This window comes from Ramlibacter sp. G4-7 (genome assembly GCF_057784995.1).
In genome coordinates this window covers 113,148-132,140 of record NZ_JBYNTT010000005.1, presented here as the reverse complement: position 1 = coordinate 132,140, position 18,993 = coordinate 113,148, and the positions used below count along the sequence as shown (strand labels likewise).

Below are 18,993 nucleotides of genomic sequence, written 5' to 3'. Positions count from 1 at the left end.
AACATGATTACCACCCCCAGCGGCCTGCAGTACGAAGACGAAGTGGTGGGCAGCGGCCCCGAGGCCCAGGCCGGCAAGGACGTGCGCGTGCACTACACGGGCTGGCTGTTCCAGAACGGCGTGCAGGGAGCGAAGTTCGATTCGAGCCGGGACCGCAAGGACCCCTTCGAGTTCTCGCTGGGCGCCGGCATGGTCATCCGGGGCTGGGACGAAGGGGTGGCCGGCATGAAGGTCGGTGGCAAGCGCACCCTGGTCATCCCGCCGGACCTGGGGTACGGCGCCCGCGGCGCCGGCGGCGTGATTCCGCCGAACGCCACGCTGAAGTTCGACGTCGAGCTGCTCGAGACCCGCTGACGCGGTCCGCAGCCTTCCTTCTCTCCCTGCACCTGCGGCCTCCCCTGGGGGTGGGCGGCGCGCTTGCGCCGGACGGTGAGCGCTTGAACCCCACCGGGCCTCCGGACCCGGTATTCTTTCACCCCTCTCCTTGAAACCGGCTCTGCCGCCCCAAGCTCCCCGGGCGACAGAGACCTCCAAGCGTTTGCCCATGTCCAACGACAGTACCACCCAGAACGAACAACCCCAGGACGCCTCGCAGGCCCCCGACGCCGCCGGCAGCGAAGCCGGCCAGCCATCCGCCCAGGACTGGCAGGCGCAGGTGGCGCAGCTCGCCGCGAAGAATTCCGAGCTGGCCGACCAGTACATGCGCGCGCAGGCCGAGATGCAGAACGTGCGGCGCCGCTCCGAGGAAGAAATGTCCAAGGCGCGCAAGTACGCCCTGGAGAGCTTCGCCGAAAGCCTGCTGCCGGTAGCCGACAGCCTCGAGGCCGGCCTGCACCACCAGGACCAGACGGCCGAGCAGATCCGCGCCGGCGCCGAAGCCACCCTGCGGCAGCTGAAGGCGGCCCTGGAGCGCAACAAGGTGCTCGAGATCAACCCCGCGGCGGGAGCGAAGTTCGACCCGCACCAGCACCAGGCGATCTCGGTGGTGCCGGCGGACCAGGAGGCCAACACGGTCGTGACCGTGCTGCAGAAGGGCTACCTCATCGCCGACCGCGTGCTGCGCCCTGCCCTGGTCACGGTGACCGGGCCGAAATGAATTCCGCCCGCGCCGGCGCGGCCTTGAATCCGTAACAGTTATCCACAACTAGGCCACAGACTGATTCCCACCCTCCCGGGGGCGAACAGATAGGAGAAAAACATGGCAAAGATCATCGGCATCGACCTGGGCACGACCAACTCGTGCGTTGCCATCATGGAAGGCAACAACATCAAGGTCATCGAGAACTCCGAGGGCGCCCGCACGACGCCTTCGATCGTCGCGTACCAGGAAGACGGCGAGATCCTCGTGGGCGCTTCCGCCAAGCGCCAGGCCGTCACCAACCCGCGCAACACCATCTATGCCGTCAAGCGCCTGATCGGCCGCAAGTTCACCGAGAAGGAAGTGCAGAAGGACATCGAGCTGATGCCCTACAAGATCGTCCAGGCCGACAACGGCGACGCCTGGGTCGAGGTGCGCGGCAAGAAGCTGGCGCCCCCGCAGATTTCCGCCGAGATCCTGCGCAAGATGAAGAAGACCGCCGAGGACTACCTCGGTGAAGAGGTCACCGAGGCCGTGATCACGGTGCCCGCGTACTTCAACGACAGCCAGCGCCAGGCCACCAAGGACGCCGGCCGGATCGCCGGCCTGGACGTCAAGCGCATCATCAACGAGCCCACCGCCGCGGCCCTGGCCTTCGGCCTGGACAAGCACGGCAAGGGCGACCGCAAGATCGCCGTGTACGACCTGGGCGGCGGCACCTTCGACATCTCGATCATCGAGATCGCCGACGTCGAGGGCGAGAAGCAGTTCGAAGTGCTGTCCACCAACGGCGACACCTTCCTGGGCGGCGAGGACTTCGACCAGCGCATCATCGATTACATCGTCACCGAGTTCAAGAAGGAACAGGGCGTCGACCTGAAGAACGACGTGCTGGCCCTGCAGCGCCTGAAGGAAGCGGCGGAGAAGGCCAAGATCGAGCTGTCCAACAGCACGCAGACCGACATCAACCTGCCGTACGTCACGGCGGATGCGTCCGGTCCCAAGCACCTGAACATCAAGCTGTCGCGCGCCAAGCTCGAAGCGCTGGTGGACGACCTGATCTCGCGCACGATCGAGCCCTGCAAGATCGCCATCAAGGACGCCGGCGTGTCCGTCAACGACATCCAGGACGTGATCCTGGTGGGCGGCATGACGCGCATGCCCAAGGTGCAGGAGAAGGTCAAGGAGTTCTTCGGCAAGGAGCCGCGCAAGGACGTGAACCCCGACGAGGCCGTGGCCGTCGGCGCCGCCATCCAGGGCCAGGTGCTCTCGGGCGAGCGCAAGGACGTGCTGCTGCTGGACGTCACCCCGCTGTCGCTGGGCATCGAGACCCTGGGCGGCGTGATGACGAAGATGATCAAGAAGAACACGACGATCCCGACCAAGTTCGCGCAGACCTTCTCGACGGCCGACGACAACCAGCCGGCGGTGACGATCAAGGTCTACCAGGGCGAGCGCGAGATGGCCACCGGCAACAAGCTGCTGGGCGAGTTCAACCTCGAAGGCATCCCGCCGGCCCCGCGCGGCCTGCCGCAGATCGAGGTGAGCTTCGACATCGACGCCAACGGCATCCTGCACGTGGGCGCCAAGGACAAGGGCACCGGCAAGGAAAACAAGATCACCATCAAGGCGAATTCGGGCCTGTCCGAGTCCGAGATCGAGAAGATGGTCAAGGACGCGGAGATCAACGCGGTCGAGGACAAGAAGAAGCTCGAGGTCGTGCAGGCGCGCAACCAGGGCGAGGCCATGGTGCACAGCGTGCGCAAGAGCCTGAGCGAGTACGGCGACAAGATCGATGCTTCCGAAAAGGAAAAGATCGAGGCCGCGGCCAAGGAGCTGGAAGAAGTCCTCAAGTCCGAGGACAAGGACCAGATCGAGGCCAAGACCAACGCGCTGATGACCGCGAGCCAGAAGCTCGGCGAGCAGATGTACAAGGCGCAGGAAGCCGCGGGTGGCGCGGGTGCGCAGGCGGAAGCCGGCGCCGGTGCGCAGCAAGCCTCCTCGGGTCCGGCCAACGACGACAACGTCGTGGACGCCGAAGTCAAGGAAGTCAAGAAAGGCTAAAGAGATTCACCGCAGGGGCGCAGAGGGCGCAGGGGGCCGCGGGGAACCTTCGGGATTTCCCTCTGCGTTTCCCCTGCGTCCTCTGTGCCTCTGTGGTGAACGCTGTTTGAACAAGCACGCATGGCCACCAAACGCGATTACTACGAAGTCCTGGGCGTTCCCAAGAACGCGTCCGAGGACGAGATCAAGAAGGCTTATCGCAAGCTGGCGATGAAGTACCACCCTGACCGCAACCAGGGGGACAACGCCAAGGACGCCGAGGCGCGCTTCAAGGAGGCCAAGGAAGCGTACGAGATGCTCGCGGACGCCGAAAAGCGCGGTGCCTACGACCAGTACGGGCACGCCGGCGTCGACCCGAACATGCGCGGCCCGGGCGGTCCCGGGGCGGAAGGCTTCGGCGGCTTCGCGGAAGCCTTCGGCGACATCTTCGGCGACATCTTCGGCCAGCAACGCGCCGGTGGCGGCCCCGGGCGGGGCGGGCGCCAGGTGTACCGCGGCAGCGACCTCTCCTATGCGATGGAGATCACGCTGGAGGAAGCGGCCAAGGGCAAGGACGCGCAGATCCGCATCCCGTCCTGGGACGAATGCGAGACCTGCCACGGCAGCGGCGCCAAGCCCGGCACGCAGGCCAAGACCTGCAGCACCTGCCACGGCGCCGGCGTCGTGCAGATGCGCCAGGGCTTCTTCAGCGTGCAGCAGACCTGCCCGCATTGCCGCGGCACCGGCAAGATCATCCCCGAGCCCTGCCAGACCTGCCACGGCCAGGGCAAGGTCAAGCGCCAGAAGACGCTGGAGGTGAAGATCCCCGCCGGCATCGACGACGGCATGCGCATCCGCAGCGCCGGCAACGGCGAGCCGGGCACCAACGGCGGCCCGCCGGGCGACCTGTTCATCGAGATCCGGCTGAAGAAGCACGCGATCTTCGAGCGCGACGGCGACGACCTGCACTGCGTGCTGCCCGTGAGCATCGCCCGCGCCGCGCTCGGCGGCGAGATCGAGGTGCCCACGCTGGAAGGCAAGGCGATGATCGACATCCCCGAAGGCACCCAGGCCGGCAAGCAGTTCCGCCTGCGCGGCAAGGGCATCAAGGGCGTGCGCTCCACCTACCCGGGCGACCTCTATTGCCACATCGCGGTGGAGACGCCGGTCAAGCTCACGGAGCACCAGCGCAAGCTGCTCAAGGAACTGGACGAGTCCCTGAAGAAGGGGGGCGCCAAGCACTCGCCGAACGAGGAGTCCTGGGCGGATAAGCTGAAAGGCTTCTTCAGCGCGTAGCGCGCGAAGCGGCCACTGTGGCGGCCGCGGGACAGCCGGCGGCGCCGCGCCGACGGCACGGGTGCGAAACGCGAACGCCGAGCCCACAATCGGGGCATGGCGCTTCGCCTCTTCCGTACCACCGGGTACTCGACCCTGCTCATGCCGGGCGAGTCGCGCGTGCGTCCCCATCCGGGGCGGCTGGTGCTGTGGGGCAGCCTCTGGCCCGCGCTCGCGTGCAACGTGGGTCTCTGGCGGCTGCTCCTGCAGCGCAGCGACGACTGGCGCAACGCCCTCGCATCGGTGCTGGTGATCGGCGGCGCGGCCGGCGTCGTCCTGAGCCTCCTGGGCTGGCGCCGCACCATCAAGCCCGCGCTCACCCTGGTCCTGATCGCAGCCGCACTCGGCGCCGACGGCCTCTGGAGCCACCAATTGCCGGTGGAGGCGCTGTGGCAGGGGCGGCCGGCCAGCTGGATGCCGGGCTGGGCCAGCTTCCTGCGCCTGCAGGGCCTCCTGCTGCTGCTGGTGCTCGCCGTGCTGCCGATCGTGGCGGTGTGGAATGCGCAGGTGCGCCGGCTCCCCGGTCCGGCGCAACTGAAGTTCAATGTCTGCGCTGCGTTGCTCGGCGCAGCCGTCCTCGCGGCGGGACTCGTCCTCGCGCACTGAGCCCGGCCGCATCCGGCCGCCTCCTACAGGGAGCTCCCCGCTGTTCCTACCGCCTGCACGGCAGCTCCGGCCCCAGCCTCGATGGATGTCCGAATCGCGCCTGGCCATCTACGGTGCGATCGCTGCCAACGCGGCGATCTCCGTCACGAAGTTCGTCGTGGCCGGCATCACGGGCAGTTCGGCGATGCTGTCCGAAGGGGTCCACTCGGTGGTGGACACCGCCAACGGCCTGCTGCTGCTGGTAGGGGTGCACCGCAGCCAGCGGCCGCCTTCGACCGAGCATCCTTTCGGCCACGGCAAGGAGCTGTACTTCTGGAGCCTGATCGTCGCGGTGCTGATCTTCGGCGCCGGCGGCGGCGTCTCGTTCTACGAAGGCGTGCTGCACGTGCGCGACCCGCACCCCCTGGAAGAGCCGCTGTGGAACTACGTGGTGCTCGCGTTCGCAGCGGTCTTCGAAGGCGCAAGCTTCGGCATCGCGCTGCGCCAGTTCCTGCGCGACAAAGGCGACCTGCCCTTCTGGCGGGCGCTGCGCACCAGCAAGGACCCCGCGACCTACACCGTGATGGCGGAGGACGCGGCGGCCCTGGCCGGCCTGGCGATCGCCGCGCTGGGCATCTTCGCGAGCCACAAGCTGGACATGCCGCGCCTGGACGGCGTGGCCTCGATGGCCATCGGCGTGCTGCTGGCGGGCGTCGCGGTGCTGCTGGTCCACGAGTCGCGCGGGCTGCTGGTGGGCGAAGGCGTGCGGCCGGAGACCGCCCGCGCCATCCAGGACATCGCCCGAGCCGAGCCCGGCGTGCGGGACGTGGGGCCGGTGCTTTCGATGTACGTGGGCGCGGAGGACGTGCTGGTCACCTTCGCCGTGCACTTCGCGCCGCAGCTGCCGGCGGGCGAAGTCGCCGAGGCCATCCGACGCATCGAGAGCACCGTGCGCGCGCGCTTTCCAAAGGTGCGGCGCATCTTCCTGGAACCGGTGGCGGACCCGGCGGCAGGCTAGAACAAGGTGCCCTGCCCTTGCGGCGCGGGCGGGCGGAACAGGTCGGTGCGGAAGTCGACCTTCTTGGCGTTGAAGCCCAGGCGCCTGGCGGTCTTGTCGAAGCGCTGGCGGATCAGCTGTGCCCAGGTGCCGGAGCCCTTCATGCGCGTGGCGAAGTCGCTGTCGTAGTCCTTGCCGCCGCGCATCTCCTGGATGCGGTGCATCACCCGCTCCGCGCGCTGCGGATAGTGCGTCTCCAGCCACTGGCGGAACAGCGGCGCCACCTCCCAGGGCAGGCGGATCACGTGGTAAAAGGCCTCGCGCGCCCCGGCCTCCCAGGCCGCCTCCAGCACCTGCTCCATGTCGTCGTTGAGGAAGGGAATCTGCGGCGCCAGGCTGACGCCGCAGGGCACGCCCGCTTCGGCCAGCGTGCGCAACACGCGCAGGCGCCGGTGCGGGGCGGCCGCCCGCGGCTCCAGCTTGCGGGCCAGCTCCGCGTCCAGCGTGGTGATCGTGACGTAGACGGCGGCGAGCCCCAGGTGCGCCATCGGAGCGATGAGGTCCAGGTCGCGCTCGACGCCGCTCGACTTGGTCACGAGGCCGAAGGGATGGTTGGTCTCGTGCATCACCTCGATGAGGCCGCGCGTGAGGCGCAGCTCGCGCTCCACGGGCTGGTAGCAGTCGGTGGCGGTGCCGATCGCGATCAGGTCCGGCCGGTAAGACTTGCGGGCCATCTCGGCGCGAAGCAGTTCCACCGCGTTGCGCTTGGCGATGATCTTCGTCTCGAAGGCCAGCCCCGGCGAGAGGTTCAGGTAACTGTGGGTGGGCCGCGCGTAGCAGTAGATGCAGCCGTGCTCGCAGCCCCGGTAGGGATTGATCGACCGGTCGAAGTAGATGTCCGGCGAGTCGTTGCTGGCGATGATGCTCTTGGCGGTCTCCCAGGTCACCTGGGTGCGGGGGCCGCCGCCGGCATCTTCGCCCTCATGCTCCCAGCCGTCGTCGAAGACCTCGCGCGCGTCCTTCTCGAAGCGGTGCGGGAAGTACGTCGCCGTGCCGCGGCCCTTGAGCGCGGACAAGGGCACGCGCACCTCGGGAACGGTCGTGTCGGTGCTGCGGTCGATACTGTCCATCCATACAGTATGCCACCGGAAGCGGCGCGGCGAAAGCCTAGGCGGTCGCGAGCGAAGGCAGGCCCAGGCGGGCGCGCGCGTCGGCGTATTCGCGCTTCAGCCGCGCCACGAGGTCGGCCACGTGCACGATCTCCTTGACGGCCGAAATGCCCTGGCCCGAGCCCCAGACGTCCTTCCAGGCCTTCTTGCTGCCCTCGCCGCCGCCGAAACTCATCTTGCTCGGGTCGCTCTCGGGCAGGTTCTCCGGGTCCAGCCCGGCGGCGCGGATGCTGGACTTCAGGTAGTTGCCGTGCACGCCGGTGAAGAGGCTGGAGTAGACGATGTCGTCCGAGCTGCCTTGCACGATCGCCTCCTTGTAGCCCTCGCTCGCGCGCGCTTCGTGGGTCGCGATGAAGGCCGAGCCGATGTACGCGAAGTCGGCGCCCAGCGCCTGCGCGGCGAGGATCGCCCCCCCGTTGGCGATCGCGCCCGACAGCGCGATCGGGCCGTCGAACCACTCACGGATTTCCTGCACCAGGGCGAAGGGACTCTTGACGCCCGCATGGCCCCCGGCGCCGGCCGCCACGGCGATCAGCCCGTCCGCGCCCTTCTCCACGGCCTTGCGTGCGAAGGTATTGTTGATGATGTCGTGCAGCACCACGCCGCCGTAGGAGTGGATGGCCTCGTTCACGTCCACGCGCGCGCCCAGCGAGGTGATCACCACGGGAACCTTGCGCTTCACGACCACTTCCATGTCGTGCTCGAGGCGGTCGTTGCTCTTGTGGACGATCTGGTTGATCGCGTAAGGCGCCGCCGGCCGGTCCGGGTTCGCACGGTCGTAGGCCGCCAGCGTTTCCTCGATCTCGTGCAGCCACTCGTCCAGCTGCGACGCGGGCCGCGCGTTGAGCGCCGGCATGGAGCCCACGACGCCCGCCTTGCACTGCTCGATCACCATCTTCGGATTGCTGACGATGAACATCGGCGAGGCGATGACGGGCAGCGGGAGCTTGCGCAGGGCGGGCGGCAGTTTGGACATGTTTTCCTTGCAGGGCGGCGGTGGGTGAAACGAACCCACCGACCAGTCAGAACGCTTCCAGCGGCAGCGCCGTGACGCTCTCCGCACCTTCGACGATCGCGTCGCGCTGGCCCGGCGCCTTGGCCAGGATGTGCTCGGCGTAGAAGCGCGCGGTGGTGATCTTCGCCTGCAGGAAGTCCTGGTCCTGTCCCTTCTGCAACAGGTCCTCGGCCACGAGCAGCGAGCGCGCCAGCTGCCAGCCGGCCACGAGGTTGCCCGCAAGCATGAGGTAAGGCACGGAGCCGGCGAACACCGCGTTCGGCGACCCCTTGCCCTGCTGCACGATGAAGCCCACCACGTCCAGGAAGGCCTTGCGGGCGGCGGTGAGGCGCCTGGCCACGGCGCGGGCGGCCACGCTGTTGCGCTTGCCGAGCTCGCCTTCGGTCTGCTCGATCTGGCCGGCGATGGCCTGCGCCACCTGGCCGCCATCGCGCGCCGTCTTGCGGCCCACGAGGTCGTTGGCCTGGATGGCTGTCGTGCCTTCGTAGATGGTCAGGATCTTGGCGTCGCGGTAGTACTGCGCGGCGCCGGTTTCCTCGATGAAGCCCATGCCGCCGTGCACCTGCACGCCCAGCGAGGTCACTTCCAGGCTCATCTCGGTGCTGTAGCCCTTGACCAGCGGCACCAGGAACTCGTAGAAGGCCTGGTTCTGCTTGCGCACCGCGGCATCGGGATGATGGTGCGCCGCGTCGTAGGCGGACGCCGCCACGCTGGCCATGGCGCGGCAACCCTCGGTGTAGGCGCGCATGGTCATGAGCATGCGGCGCACGTCCGGGTGGTGGATGATCGCCGCCGGCCCGTTGACGGAGCCGTCGACGGGGCGCGACTGCACGCGGTCGCGCGCGTAGGCCACGGCCTTCTGGTAGGCGCGCTCGGCGACCGCGATGCCCTGCACGCCGACGGCGTAGCGTGCGGCGTTCATCATGATGAACATGTACTCCAGGCCGCGGTTCTCCTCGCCCACGACGTAGCCGGTGGCACCGCCGTGGTCGCCGAACTGCAGCACCGCGGTCGGCGAGGCCTTGATGCCCAGCTTGTGCTCGATGCTCACGCAGTGCACGTCGTTGCGCGGGCCGAGCGAGCCATCCTTGTTCACGAGGAACTTGGGCACGACGAAGAGGCTGATGCCCTTGACGCCCTCGGGCGCGCCGGGGATGCGGGCCAGCACCAGGTGGACGATGTTGTCCGCCATGTCGTGCTCGCCGTAGGTGATGAAGATCTTGGTGCCGAAGACCTTGTAGGTGCCGTCGGGCTGCGGCTCGGCGCGGGTGCGCACCAGCGCGAGGTCGCTGCCCGCCTGCGGCTCGGTGAGGTTCATGGTGCCGGTCCACTCGCCCGTGACCAGCTTCTCCAGGTAGACGCCCTTGAGGTCGTCCGAGCCCGCCGTGAGCAGCGCCTCGATGGCGCCGTCGGTGAGCAGCGGGCACAGCGCGAAGCTCAGGTTGGCGGAGTTGAGCATCTCGATGCACGCCGCGCCTATGGTCTTGGGCAGGCCCTGGCCGGCGAAGTCGGTCGGATGCTGCAGGCCCTGCCAGCCGCCTTCGGCGAACTGCTTGTACGCCGCCACGAAGCCGGGCGTGGTGGTGACCTTGCCGTCCTTCCAGCTCGAAGGATTCCGGTCGCCCTCGACGTTGAGCGGCTCCAGCACGCCTTCGTTGAACTTCGCGCATTCCTCCAGCACCGCCTGCGCGGTTTCCAGGCCGGCTTCCTCGAAGCCGGGCAACTGCGCGATCTGCGCGAGGTTGGCCAGGTGCTCGATGTCGAACAGCATGTCCTTGAGGGGGGCGCGATAGCTCATGGCGGATCTCCTTCGTTGTGACTCCCTCCCCGCTGGGGAGGCTGGGGGCGACCAGTGTGCGGCGGCGCCCCCTGCGCGACCCTCCCCTGGAGGGGGAGGGTGGGTTGCACGCAGCTCTACAGCGCCTTCACCAGCTCGGGCACCGCCGTGAACAGGTCGGCCTCCAGGCCGTAGTCGGCGACGCTGAAGATCGGCGCTTCGGGGTCCTTGTTGATCGCGACGATCACCTTGGAGTCCTTCATGCCGGCCAGGTGCTGGATCGCGCCGCTGATGCCGCAGGCGATGTACAGCTGCGGCGCGACGATCTTGCCGGTCTGGCCGACCTGCAGGTCGTTGGGCGCGTAGCCCGCGTCCACCGCGGCGCGCGAGGCGCCGATGGCCGCACCGAGCTTGTCCGCCAGCGGCTCCAGGACCTCGTGGAACTTCTCGCTCGAACCCATCGCCCGGCCACCCGAGACGATGATCTTCGCGGCGGTGAGCTCGGGCCTGTCGTTCTGGGCGATCTCCTGGCCCAGGAACCTGCTCTTGCCCGCGTCGCCGGCGGCCGTCGCGGTCTCGACGGACGCGCTGCCACCGGAAGCGGCGGCCGGATCGAAGGCGGTCGTGCGCACCGTGATCACCTTCACCTTGTCCGCGCTCTGCACGATCGCGATCGCGTTGCCGGCGTAGATCGGGCGCTCGAAGGTGTCGGCGGCGTCGACCTTGGTGATGTCGGAGATCTGCGCCACGTCCAGCTTGGCGGCCACGCGCGGGGCGATGTTCTTGCCGCTGGCGGTGGCGGCAAAGAGGATGTGGCTGTAGCTGCCGGCCAGGGCCAGCACCTGCGCGGCGACGTTCTCGGCCAGGCCGTGCTCGAACTGCGCGCCGTCGGCGTGGATCACCTTGGCCACGCCGGCGATCTGCGCGGCCGCCTTGGCCGCATCGGCCGCGTTGGCGCCGGCCACCAGCACGTGCACTTCGCCGCCGCAGGCAGCCGCCGCGGTCACCGTGTTCAGGGTCGCGGGCCGGACGGACTTGTTGTCGTGTTCAGCAATCACCAGGGCTGCCATTTAGATCACCTTCGCTTCCGTCTTCAGCTTCTGAACCAGGGTGGCCACGTCGGGCACCTTCACGCCGGCGCCGCGCTTGGCCGGCTCCGTGACCTTCAGCGTCTTCAGCCGCGGCTTGACGTCCACGCCCAGGTCCTCGGGCTTGACGATGTCGAGCTGCTTCTTCTTGGCCTTCATGATGTTGGGCAGCGTCACGTAGCGCGGCTCGTTCAGGCGCAGGTCGGTGGTCACGACCGCCGGCAGCGTCACTTCCAGCGTCTCCAGGCCGCCATCGACTTCGCGCGTGACCTTCGCCTTGCCGTCGGCCACTTCCACCTTGGAGGCGAAGGTGGCCTGCGGCAGGTCGGCGAGTGCCGCCAGCATCTGGCCGGTCTGGTTGCAGTCGTCGTCGATCGCCTGCTTGCCCAGGATCACCAGGCCGGGCTGCTCCTTGTCGAACAGCGCCTTGAGCAGCTTGGCCACGGCCAGCGGCTGCAGTTCCTCGTCGGTCTGCACCAGGATGGCGCGATCGGCGCCGATCGCCATCGCCGTGCGCAGGGTCTCCTGGCACTGCTGCACGCCGCAGGAGACGGCGATCACTTCCGTGACCACGCCCTTCTCCTTCAGGCGCACCGCTTCTTCCACCGCGATCTCGTCGAAGGGATTCATGCTCATCTTGACGTTCGCGATGTCCACACCCGTGTTGTCCGACTTGACCCGGACCTTCACGTTGTAGTCCACCACCCGCTTGACCGGGACCAGGACCTTCATTGGGGCACTCCTAGAGTTGTGGGGAGAAATTGACGTGTACGTAAACCCGAAATTCTATGTGCGGGGCGGGTCCCCTCCCCCCGCGCTTCGGGGGGCGGCACAAAAAAGAACGACCGTTCGTTTTTGGGATTATAGGGGTGCGCAGCGCGCCTTCGGGGCAAGTCCCTCCGGCCGACTGTCATTCGCCGGACATTCCCCGCCGCGCGATGCGGGTAAGTCAGGACCGGGGCCGCAGGAGCCGCGTCTTACAGTCGCTCGCACTTTCCTACCAGGAGTTCGTTGGATGAAGCGCTCCCTGTTCCCCCTGCTCGCTGTCGCCGCCGCCGTCACCGGCGGGTCCGCCGCGGCCCAGACCGTGCTCACCGTCTCCAGCTGGGTGCCGCCCACGCACTCCCTCAGCATCGCGCAGAAGGAGTGGTGCGACCTGGTCGAAAAGAACGCGGCGGGAAAGATCAAGTGCAACATCCTGCCGCGCGCGGTGGCCAACCCGCCCGGCACCTACGACGCCGTGAAGAACGGCCTGGCCGACGTCTCCTTCACCGTCCACGGTTATACGCCTGGCCGCTTCGTGCTCACGCAGATGGCGGAATTCCCCTTCCTGGGCGACCAGGCGGAGCCGATCTCCGTGGCCTTCAACCGCGTCGCCATGAAGAACCCCGCCTTCGCGCAGGAGCACCAGGGCGTGCACGTGCTGGCCTTCTTCACGCACGGACCCGGCATCGTCTTCAACACCAAGCGGCCGGTCACCAGGCTGGAGGACCTGCAGGGCCTGAAGTGGCGCGTGGGCGGCGGCATGGTCAACGAGATCAGCAAGGCGCTGGGCATGAACGTCACGCTCAAGCCCGCGCCCGACTCCTACGAGCTGCTCTCCGGCGGCGTCATGGACGGCACGCTGTTCCCGGCCGAATCGATCGAGTCCTTCAAGATCGACAAGGTGATCAAGTACGCCACCACCTTTCCGGGCGGCCTGTACAACACCAGCTTCGTCTTCATGATGAACCCGGCCGCCTACGACAAGCTGGACGCGGCCGGCAAGAAGGCGGTGGACGCCGCCTCGGGCGAGGTGGCCGCGCGCATCATGGGCCGCAACTGGGACAAGGTGGACCGCCGCGCCTTCGCCCTCATGCAGGCCAACAACGTGCAGGTCACCAAGGCCGACGCGAAGTTCGTCGCCGACATCAAGTCCAAGACTTCGACGCTGGAGCAGAAGTGGGAGCAGGAGGCGAAGGCCAAGGGCCTGGCCGACCCGGCCAAGGTGCTGGCGGAGTTCCGCTCCGAGATCGCCAAGGCCTCGAAGTAGTCCTTGAACAAGCTGCTGGACCTGCTGTGCGGGCTGCTGTCCGGGGTCGCGCTGTTCGCGATCATGGCCCTGACCTTCTTCGACGTGCTGGGACGCAAGTTCCTGTCGCACAGCCTCACCGGCGCGCTGGAGCTCACCGAGCTGCTGATGGTGGTGGTGATCTTCGCCGCGCTGCCCCTGGTGTCGCGGCGCGGCGAACACGTGGAGTTCGATTCGCTCGACCCTTACCTGCCGCTGTGGGTGCGTCGGGCCCAGGCCGTGATCGTGCACCTCCTGTGCGCCACGGTCCTGCTCGCGCTGGCCTGGCTGATGTGGCGCACGGGCGGGCAGTTCCGGGAGAGCGGTGAGACCACGGCGCAGCTGCAGATCCTGAAGGCGCCGTTCCTCTACGGCATGGGCGTGCTGTGCGGGCTCACGGGGCTGGTGCACCTGGCCGCGCTGCGCGAGCCGCCGCAGGAAAAGATCGAAGGCGAAGGGGCGGCCCTGTGACCGCGGCGCTCCTGGGCTTCGGCGCCATCTTCCTGCTGGCGCTGCTGCGCGTGCCGCTCGCCTTCGCCATGGGCCTGGTCGGCTTCGCGGGCATCGGCCTCACGCGCGGCTGGCAGCCCGCGCTGGCCAGCACCGCGCAGGTCGTCTACGAGACCGGCTTCGCCTACACGCTCTCGGTCATCCCGCTGTTCATCCTGATGGGCAACTTCGTGGCGCGCGCCGGGCTCGCGCACGAGTTGTTCCAGGCGGCGTATGCCTTCATCGGCCACCTGCGCGGCGGGCTGGCGCATGCGACCGTGGCGGCCTGCGCCGGCTTCGGCGCCATCTGCGGCTCCTCGATCGCCACCGCCGCCACCATGAGCAAGGTCGCCTATCCCTCGATGCGCAAGCTGGGGTACAGCGACGCGCTGTCCACCGGCGTCATGGCCGCGGGCGGCACGCTGGGCATCATGATCCCCCCGTCCACCATCATGGTGATCTACGGGATCGTGACGGAGACCAACATCGGCAAGCTGTTCGCCGCCGGCGTCATCCCCGGGCTGCTGACCGCTGCGCTGCTGATGCTGGCGATCGTCGCCATGACCTCGCGGGACCCGGAGCATGCGCCTGCGGGCGAGCGGTCCACCTGGCCGCAGCGCTGGCAGGCGCTGCGCGGCATCTGGGGCGTGCTGGTGCTGGTGCTGGTGGTGCTCGGCGGCATCTACGGCGGCTTCTTCACCGCCACCGAAGGGGCGGGGTTCGGCGCGGCGGGCGCGTTCCTGTTCGCGGTGCTGCGCGGGCGCCTGGGCTGGCGCGCGCTCTACGAGGTGCTGGTCGAATCCGCGCGCACGACGGCGATGCTGTTCACGCTGCTGATCGCCGCGACGCTGTTCGCCAACTTCGTGAACTTCACGACGCTGCCCGGCGACCTGAAGAACTGGATCACGCACCTGGGCCTGTCCCCCATCATGGTGGTGGTCGCGATGATGGCGATCTACGTGGTGCTGGGCACGGTGATGGAGGAGCTCACCATGGTGCTGCTCACCATCCCGCTGTTCTTCCCCATCGTGACCTCGATGGGCTTCGACCCGGTGTGGTTCGGCGTGCTGATCGTCATGATCGTGCAGATCGGCCTGATCTCGCCGCCGGTGGGCATGAACCTGTTCGTGCTCAACGCGCTGCTGCCCGGCGTGGGCCTGGGCAACATCTTCCGCGGTTGCTGGCCCTTCGTCGCCGTGATGGTGGTGATGCTGGGCCTGCTGATCGCGTTCCCGCAACTCAGCCTGTGGCTTCCGTCCCTGATGCGTTGAAGACGATGCGGCGGCCGGCCGCGGTGCCGTCCTCCTGCGTCGGGGCTGCCTTGATGTGCAGCACCCGTTGCGGGTACGGGATGTCGATGCCGGCATCGCGCAAGGCCCGCAGGATCTTGAGGTTCACGTCCGACTTCACGTTGACCTGGCCGTTCTGCGGATCGTCAATCCAGAAGAACAGGCGGAACTCCAGGCCGTCCGCCCCGAAGCTCACCAGCCGCGCCGAGGGCGGCGGGTCGGCCAGCACGCGCTGGGTACGCATCGCCGCGTCCACCAGCAGCGCCAGCACCTGCTCCGCATTGCTGTCGTAGCCCACGGCCACGTCGGTGGCGACCAGCACGCGCGGATCGGCGATGGACAGGTTCTCCACCCGTTCGGAAATGAGCTTCTCGTTGGGGACCACGCAGGCGCGGCCGTCGCCCGCGCGGATCAGGGTGTAGCGCGTCTTGATGTCCGCCACCACGCCCTCGAAGCCGTCCACCTTGATCGTGTCGCCGATGCGCAGGCTGCGCTCGGCCAGGATGACGAAGCCGCTGACGTAGTTGGCGGCGAGCTTCTGCAGGCCGAAGCCCAGGCCGACGCCGACCGCGCCGCCCAGCACCGACAGGGCCGTGAGGTCCACGCCCGCGGCCGACAGCGCGAACAGGAAGCCGATGGACAGCAGCGCCGCACGGATGGCATTGACGGCGACCTTGCGCAGCGACAGGTCGGTGACCGCGTCGCGCAGCACCTTGCGCTCCAGCGCGGCCGACACCCACAGGGCCAGCACGAGCACCAGCCCCGAGGACAGCGCCCCCTGCAGGATGGACAGCAGGCTGATCTTGCCCTTGCCGAAGGTGAAGCGGATCCCTTCGAGCTCCGCGAGCACGGCCGGCAGCAGGCCCATGATCCAGAGCACCGCCGCGATCCAGGCGAACCAGGAGAACACCCGCTCCATGGTGCGCGCCATCTTCGAGCGCGGGAACACCAGCGTGAACACGCGCGCCAGGAAGCGGATGCCGGCGAGCGACACCAGCACCGGGATCGCCAGGCGCAGCAGCGGCACGGCCTGCAGGCCGCCCAGCCCGACCCGGGCGGAGTAGGTCAAGGCCAGCGCCACCACCGGGAACAGCAGGCCGTCGACCAGGTAGCGGCCATAGAGCACGGATTCGGGCGGCTGCCGGCGGCCGGTGAGCCAGCACAGGCCGTAGGCGGAAGCGAGGCACGCCACCAGGGCGAAGGTCTCCCAGCCGATGCCCCGGTGGTTCAGGGCACCGATCAGTTCATCGAATTCGAGCATGCGTCTTTACTGCGCCCAACCGGGCTTGCGTTTCTCGGTGAAGGCCTGCACGCCTTCGAGCGCGCACGGTTCCATCATGTTGGCCGCCATGGTCTGCGATGCGAGCTTGTAGGCGGCCTCGATGCCCATCTCGCGCTGGCGGTAGAACAGTTCCTTGCCCATCGCCAGGGCCTCGCGCGGCTTGGCGAGGATGGCCTGCACCAGGCGCTCCACTTGCGCGTCGAGCTGCTCCGGGGCGACCGCATGGTTCACCAGGCCGCGCGCCTGCGCTTCCTGCGCGGAGACGAATTCGCCCGTGACGAGCATTTCCATGGCCTGCTTCGCCGGCATGTTGCGCAGCAGGGGCACGCTGGGCGTGGAGCAGAACAGGCCGTAGTTCACGCCGCTGACGGCGAAGCGCGCCTCCGTCGACGCCACTGCGAGGTCGCACTGCGCCACGAGCTGGCAGCCCGCCGCCGTGGCCAGGCCCTGCACGCGCGCGATCACGGGCACCGGCAGCTTCTGCAGCGCCAGCATCATGCGGCTGCACTGCGCGAACAGGCGCTGGTAGTACGCCGCGTCGGGCTGCGCGATCATCTCCTTGAGGTGGTGGCCGGCGCAGAAGGCCTTGCCCGCCGCGGCGAGCACCACCACGCGCAGCGAGGCGTCCTGCGCCAGGCGGTCCAGGGCGGACTGCAGCGCGGCGAGCAGCTCCTCGCTCAAGGCGTTGAAACTCGCGGGCCGGTTCAAGGTGAGCGTGCTCACGCCCCTGGCGTCGCGGGACTCCATCAGCGGCTGCTCCATGGCGCCACCCTCCTCTTCGTTCGTTCCGGTCAAACTTCGGCCAGCGTGCGCAGGTGCGCCTCGACGCTGCGCCCGAGCGCGTCCAGGTTGTAGCCCCCTTCGAGGCTGGACACGATGCGGCCCTTGGCATGGCGCCTGGCCACGTCCATGATCTTCTGCGTGATCCAGGCGTAGTCCGCCTCGACCAACCCGAGCTGCCCCAGGTCGTCCTCGCGGTGCGCGTCGAAGCCGGCGCTGACGAAGATCATCTCCGGCCGGAACTCCTCCAGCCGCGGCATCCAGTGCTTCTCGATCAGGTCCCGGATGACGGGGCCCTTGGTGTATGCCGGCACCGGCACGTTCACCATGTTGTCGCCTTCGGCCGGATAGCCGCTGTAGGGATAGAACGGGTGCTGGAAGATGCCCACCATCAGCACGCGCGGGTCGCCGGCCAGGATGTTCTCGGTGCCGTTGCCGTGGTGCACGTCGAAGTCGACCACCGCGACGCGCTGCAGGCCATGGTGCTCCAGGGCGTAGCGCGCGGCGAGCGCCACCTGGTTGAAGATGCAGAAGCCCATCGCCCGGCTGCGCGTCGCGTGGTGCCCGGGCGGGCGCACGGCGCAGAACGCGTTCTGCAATTCGCCCGCGATCACGGCGTCGGTCGCCGCGAGCGTGGCGCCGGCGGCGCGCAGGGCGGCGTTGAGGCTGTGGCGGTTCATCGCCGTGTCCGGGTCGATGTGCACGTGGTTGTGGCCGCCGGCCTCTTCCTGCTGGCGCAGTTCCTCGGCCAGGCCGACGATGGAGGCGACGTGCAGGCGTTCGTGGGCCAGCGCCAGGAGCTCCGTGCTCGCGAGAGGGGCCTCGCGCCGGTCGACGACGTCCAGCAGGCGCGCGGCGAGCAGGCGGTCCTCGATCGCGTCGAGGCGCTCGGGGCACTCGGGGTGCCCGCGGCCCATGTCGTGTCTCCTGCAGTCCGGGTGCGTGAAATAGCCGGTTTTGCCCATGGCCTGCCTCGGCGGTCGCTGAAATTCGGATATGGTCGGCTTCATGGAAGCACGACAACAACTCAAAACGCTCCTGGACCAGCTTAACACGGTGATCGTCGGGAAGCCGGCGCAGGTGCGCGATTGCGTGGCCTGCCTGCTGGCGGGGGGGCACCTGCTGATCGAGGACGTTCCGGGCGTCGGCAAGACGACCCTCGCGCACGCCCTGGCGCGCGCGTTCGGCCTGCAATTCTCCCGCGTGCAGTTCACCGCGGACCTCATGCCCAGCGACCTCTCCGGCGTGTCCGTCTACGACCGCGGCAAGGAGGGCTTCGTCTTCCACCCGGGCCCGGTCTTCGCCCAGGTGCTGCTGGCCGACGAGATCAACCGCGCCAGCCCCAAGACCCAGAGCGCCTTGCTGGAAGCGATGGAGGAAAGGCAGGTGACGGTGGAAGGCGAGACCCGCGCCCTGCCCTCCCCCTTCTTCGTGATCGCCACGCAGAACCCGCACGACCAGCTGGGGACCTTCGCGCTGCCGGAGTCGCAGCTGGACCGCTTCCTCATGCGCATCTCGCTGGGCTACCCGGACCGCGCCGCGGAGCGCGCCCTGTACGCCGGCGCGGACCGCCGCGACATGGTGGAGCAGCTGGGCAACACCCTGTCGCCCGCCGAACTGCAGTCGCTGCAACAGAAGGTGATGCAGGTGCACGCGGCGGAGCCCCTGCTCGATTACGTGCAGGACCTCGTGGCCGCCACGCGCTCGGGACGCTGGTTCCTGCAGGGCCTGAGCCCGCGCGCCGGCATCGCCGTGATCCGCGCCGCCAAGGCGCAGGCGCTGTTGTCGGGACGCGACTATGTCGCGCCGGACGACGTGCAGTCCATCTTCCCGCAGACCGTCGCGCACCGGCTGGTGCCCGTGGGCGATGCCGGCCGCGGGCCGATGGAACAGGTGCGGGCGATGGTGGAGGCCGTCGCCCTGCCCTGAGAATGACAGAATGACCTCGCCCATGGCGTCGATGACGCGCCCGGCGCGTGACCAGACGGCATCCGCGCATGTCGGGCCCAGCCCGCG

General features: G+C 68.4%; 18 protein-coding genes. 10 read left to right on the top strand and 8 right to left on the bottom strand.

Annotated elements, in window-relative coordinates:
• The first annotated feature begins 3 nt into the window (after positions 1-3).
• The 6 genes from AC3EGR_RS08900 (at position 4) to AC3EGR_RS08875 (ending at position 6,059) form a co-directional block, all read left to right on the top strand.
• Positions 4-354 (top strand): FKBP-type peptidyl-prolyl cis-trans isomerase, encoded by a 351-nt coding sequence (locus tag AC3EGR_RS08900; protein ID WP_488546106.1) that lies wholly within the window; start codon positions 4-6, stop codon positions 352-354.
• Between the two features lie 190 nt (positions 355-544).
• Positions 545-1,096, top strand: a complete 552-nt coding sequence (gene grpE, locus AC3EGR_RS08895) for a nucleotide exchange factor GrpE (protein WP_488546105.1) — start codon at positions 545-547, stop codon at positions 1,094-1,096.
• 102 nt (positions 1,097-1,198) lie between these two features.
• Positions 1,199-3,142 (top strand): molecular chaperone DnaK, encoded by a 1,944-nt coding sequence (gene dnaK / locus AC3EGR_RS08890; RefSeq protein WP_488546104.1) that lies wholly within the window; start codon positions 1,199-1,201, stop codon positions 3,140-3,142.
• A 120-nt stretch (positions 3,143-3,262) separates the two neighbouring features.
• Positions 3,263-4,417, top strand: coding sequence for a molecular chaperone DnaJ (dnaJ, locus tag AC3EGR_RS08885; protein WP_488546103.1), 1,155 nt, complete (start codon positions 3,263-3,265; stop codon positions 4,415-4,417).
• 96 nt (positions 4,418-4,513) lie between these two features.
• Complete coding sequence (locus AC3EGR_RS08880; protein WP_488546102.1) at positions 4,514-5,062, top strand: hypothetical protein; 549 nt, start codon at positions 4,514-4,516, stop codon at positions 5,060-5,062.
• Positions 5,063-5,147: 85 nt separating this feature from the next.
• Complete coding sequence (locus AC3EGR_RS08875; RefSeq protein ID WP_488546101.1) at positions 5,148-6,059, top strand: cation diffusion facilitator family transporter; 912 nt, start codon at positions 5,148-5,150, stop codon at positions 6,057-6,059.
• On the opposite strand, the gene AC3EGR_RS08870 is transcribed toward AC3EGR_RS08875, so the two are convergent.
• The 5 genes from AC3EGR_RS08870 to AC3EGR_RS08850 all read right to left on the bottom strand — a co-directional run bounded on the left by AC3EGR_RS08870 (position 6,056) and on the right by AC3EGR_RS08850 (position 11,819).
• Positions 6,056-7,168 carry a PA0069 family radical SAM protein gene (locus AC3EGR_RS08870; RefSeq protein ID WP_488546100.1) on the bottom strand — a complete coding sequence of 371 codons (1,113 nt, stop codon included), beginning with the start codon at positions 7,166-7,168 and terminating at the stop codon, positions 6,056-6,058. The genes AC3EGR_RS08875 and AC3EGR_RS08870 overlap by 4 nt on opposite strands.
• A 37-nt stretch (positions 7,169-7,205) precedes the next feature.
• Positions 7,206-8,183: an NAD(P)H-dependent flavin oxidoreductase gene (locus AC3EGR_RS08865; protein ID WP_488546099.1), complete on the bottom strand. Its 978-nt coding sequence runs from the start codon at positions 8,181-8,183 to the stop codon at positions 7,206-7,208.
• Positions 8,184-8,229: 46 nt separating this feature from the next.
• Positions 8,230-10,020, bottom strand: a complete 1,791-nt coding sequence (locus tag AC3EGR_RS08860; protein ID WP_488546098.1) for an acyl-CoA dehydrogenase — start codon at positions 10,018-10,020, stop codon at positions 8,230-8,232.
• Positions 10,021-10,136: 116 nt separating this feature from the next.
• Positions 10,137-11,069 carry an electron transfer flavoprotein subunit alpha/FixB family protein gene (locus tag AC3EGR_RS08855; protein ID WP_488546097.1) on the bottom strand — a complete coding sequence of 311 codons (933 nt, stop codon included), beginning with the start codon at positions 11,067-11,069 and terminating at the stop codon, positions 10,137-10,139.
• Positions 11,070-11,819 carry an electron transfer flavoprotein subunit beta/FixA family protein gene (locus tag AC3EGR_RS08850; protein WP_488546096.1) on the bottom strand — a complete coding sequence of 250 codons (750 nt, stop codon included), beginning with the start codon at positions 11,817-11,819 and terminating at the stop codon, positions 11,070-11,072.
• A gap of 283 nt (positions 11,820-12,102) precedes the next feature.
• Here AC3EGR_RS08850 and AC3EGR_RS08845 point away from each other — a divergent pair, with 283 nt between their 5' ends.
• Genes AC3EGR_RS08845 through AC3EGR_RS08835 form a run of 3 tightly spaced genes read left to right on the top strand, consistent with a single transcriptional unit; the run spans position 12,103 to position 14,897 of the window.
• On the top strand, positions 12,103-13,119 hold the full coding sequence (locus AC3EGR_RS08845; protein WP_488546095.1) for a TRAP transporter substrate-binding protein: 1,017 nt from the start codon (positions 12,103-12,105) through the stop codon (positions 13,117-13,119).
• 3 nt (positions 13,120-13,122) lie between these two features.
• On the top strand, positions 13,123-13,608 hold the full coding sequence (locus AC3EGR_RS08840; RefSeq protein ID WP_488546094.1) for a TRAP transporter small permease: 486 nt from the start codon (positions 13,123-13,125) through the stop codon (positions 13,606-13,608).
• Positions 13,605-14,897 carry a TRAP transporter large permease gene (locus AC3EGR_RS08835; RefSeq protein WP_488546093.1) on the top strand — a complete coding sequence of 431 codons (1,293 nt, stop codon included), beginning with the start codon at positions 13,605-13,607 and terminating at the stop codon, positions 14,895-14,897. Before AC3EGR_RS08840 ends, AC3EGR_RS08835 begins: the two co-directional genes overlap by 4 nt.
• Here the strand turns inward: AC3EGR_RS08835 and AC3EGR_RS08830 are convergent.
• From AC3EGR_RS08830 to AC3EGR_RS08820, 3 genes are read right to left on the bottom strand one after another with little or no spacing between them, the layout of a single operon-like run.
• The gene (locus AC3EGR_RS08830) at positions 14,866-16,176 is read right to left on the bottom strand and encodes a mechanosensitive ion channel family protein (protein WP_488546092.1); all 1,311 of its coding nucleotides are present in this window, start codon (positions 16,174-16,176) and stop codon (positions 14,866-14,868) included. The genes AC3EGR_RS08835 and AC3EGR_RS08830 overlap by 32 nt on opposite strands.
• A gap of 6 nt (positions 16,177-16,182) precedes the next feature.
• Complete coding sequence (locus tag AC3EGR_RS08825) at positions 16,183-16,959, bottom strand: enoyl-CoA hydratase (protein WP_488546091.1); 777 nt, start codon at positions 16,957-16,959, stop codon at positions 16,183-16,185.
• A gap of 29 nt (positions 16,960-16,988) precedes the next feature.
• Positions 16,989-17,942, bottom strand: coding sequence for a histone deacetylase family protein (locus tag AC3EGR_RS08820; RefSeq protein ID WP_488546090.1), 954 nt, complete (start codon positions 17,940-17,942; stop codon positions 16,989-16,991).
• Between the two features lie 43 nt (positions 17,943-17,985).
• On the opposite strand from AC3EGR_RS08820, the gene AC3EGR_RS08815 reads away from it, so the two are divergent.
• Complete coding sequence (locus AC3EGR_RS08815) at positions 17,986-18,906, top strand: AAA family ATPase (RefSeq protein WP_488546089.1); 921 nt, start codon at positions 17,986-17,988, stop codon at positions 18,904-18,906.
• Positions 18,907-18,993: the final 87 nt, after the last annotated feature.